We start from the raw sequence: 2031 nt of genomic DNA, 5'->3' as shown, positions 1-2031 counted from the left end.
GGCGCCTGGAGCGTGCCCGCGGCCCATGTGGTGAGCGACATGCCCGACGACGTGGTGACCGCCTTCAAGCCCGACCGCCGCACCTGCGTGGTGGCGCTCACGCACGATCCCAAGCTCGACGACCTGGCGCTGCTCGAAGCGCTGGGCACCGAGGCCTTCTACGTCGGCGGCATAGGCTCGCGCCGCAACAACGCCGCGCGGCACGCGCGCCTGATCGAACATTTCGGCCAGACGCCCGAGAGCCTGGCGCGGCTGCGCGGGCCGATCGGCATCTACATCGGCAGCAAGACGCCGCCCGAAATTGCGGTCAGCGTCATGGCCGAAATCCTGGCCGTGAAAAACGGCGTGACCCTGCCGCGCGACCTCGAAGTGGCGCAGGCCAAGCAGGAGCGCGAAGTGCAGCACAGCACGCCGGGCGGGATGGTGTGCGGCATGGGCGGGCACAAGAGCGGCGCGGACTGACCGTACCGTACGCCACCGTGGGGCTGGCGTCTTCAGCTGGAGGGCGTGGCGGGCAGCAAGCGATCGTATTCGCCCTTGACCACGGCATAGCATTCGCAGGTGCGGCACTCCAGGCCGGCGCGGTCCAGCACGGTGATGTGGCCGCGCCGGTAGCGGATCAAGCCGTCTTTTTGCAGGCGCCCCGCGGCTTCGGTCACGCCCTCGCGGCGCACGCCGAGCAGGTTGGCGATCAGCTCTTGCGTCATCACCAGTTCGTTGCCCTTGAGCCGGTCCAGGCTCAGCAGCAGCCAGCGGCACAGCTGCTGGTCCAGCGAGTGGTGGCGGTTGCAGACGGCGGTCTGCGACATCTGGGTGATAAGCGCCTGGGTGTAGCGCAGCAGCAGGTGCATCACCGGCCCGGCGCGGTTGAACTCCTGCATCATCAGGTTCGACCGCAGCCTGTAGCCTTCACCTGCGCTATGCACCACCGCCCGGCGCGGGGTGGATTCCCCGCCCATGAACAGCGAGATGCCGATGATGCCCTCGTAGCCCACCACGGCGACTTCGGTGGAGTCGCCGTTTTCCATCACGTAGAGCAGGGAGACGATGGACGTGGTGGGGAAGTACGCATGGTTGAGCCGGCTGCCCGATTCGAACAGCACCGTGCCCAGGGGCATATCCACCCGTTCCAGCTGGGGTAGCCAGCGCGTCCATTCCGGCTCGGGCAGTGTTGCCAGCAGGCGGTTGGTGCGCGGATCGGAAGCAATGGCCATGCAAGTCTCCCATGCGGTCCGCACCGTGGCGGTGGTCGCCATGGGCAGCAGCCGCTGCGACCAGAGGCAAGTATAGGGATAGGGGGCGCTGAATGGCCAATGTGGCTTCGCGCACAGACAGCGCGCCGCTGGGCCCCTATGTTGCAGGCGTGGGCCCGTTTCAGCGGTTCGCCCACGGAGACTCTTGAAGGATTTGCCATGGACACGCCATTTCACGTCTCCAGCAGGAAGGCTGCCGCTCAGGATGCTTTCACATTCCAGGAGCAGAGCCGGCATGCGCTTGTGCCGGCCGCGCCTGCGCCTGCGACGGCATTGTGCAATGGCCAGGGCCTTCCCCGGCAGGAGGGTATTTCATCGGCAGGCGGTGCGCACTGCACGCGCGCTGGCAGCCACTATGAGCGCCTGCCAGGACCGGGGCCCTCGTGGTGAAGCGGGCGGCTTGTCTTTTGCGATGCCTGTGCCATGCAAAGCGCTTCTTTCCATGATCCCGCTCGCGTCGTTCACGGAGCCGGCACGCTGTCTGACAGACGCGGCGCACGCCGCGCTCTAGCATCAATGCGCAGGCACGGCGCTTCAGGCTGTGCATCTTTCCCGTTGTTTTGTTCTTGAGGAACGCCATGTCAAACGACCCCATTCCCCCCTTCTCCCAGGTCAGCCCGCCCCAGCTGTCGGGGCATTTCCGCCAGTGTTTCCGGGCCCGCGGCCCATGGCACCGCGTCGAGTGCGCCGCCGAAGCGCTGCACGGCTTTCTGGCGCAGCGTTTCGTGACCAGTTTGGTGTTCGTGGCCGGGCTGGCCGCGCTGGCCGCTGCCGTCTT

3 protein-coding genes are annotated in these 2031 nt (G+C 66.9%); 2 read left to right on the top strand and 1 reads right to left on the bottom strand.

Features of this window, described 5'->3' with window-relative positions:
• Positions 1–462 (top strand): XdhC family protein (locus QZH66_RS15120; protein ID WP_305806738.1); only part of this gene is annotated, 462 nt, incomplete at its 5' end.
• A 32-nt stretch (positions 463–494) separates the two neighbouring features.
• Here QZH66_RS15120 and QZH66_RS15115 read toward each other — a convergent pair.
• The gene (locus QZH66_RS15115; RefSeq protein ID WP_305806737.1) at positions 495–1214 is read right to left on the bottom strand and encodes a Crp/Fnr family transcriptional regulator; all 720 of its coding nucleotides are present in this window, start codon (positions 1212–1214) and stop codon (positions 495–497) included.
• Positions 1215–1831: 617 nt separating this feature from the next.
• On the opposite strand from QZH66_RS15115, the gene QZH66_RS15110 reads away from it, so the two are divergent.
• Positions 1832–2031, top strand: a 200-nt coding sequence (locus QZH66_RS15110; RefSeq protein WP_305806736.1) for a hypothetical protein, incomplete at its 3' end; no start/stop codon positions are given.

The sequence above is a fragment of the Stenotrophomonas sp. YIM B06876 genome (genome assembly GCF_030711595.1).
GTDB lineage: Bacteria > Pseudomonadota > Gammaproteobacteria > Xanthomonadales > Xanthomonadaceae > Stenotrophomonas.
This window is presented reverse-complemented; position numbering and strand designations above follow the sequence as displayed.

What these genes read in the sequence shown, in the direction of transcription:
- QZH66_RS15115 (WP_305806737.1), bottom strand. Translation starts at nt 1,214, where the DNA reads ATGGCCATTGCTTCCGATCCGCGCACCAACCGCCTGCTGGCAACACTG.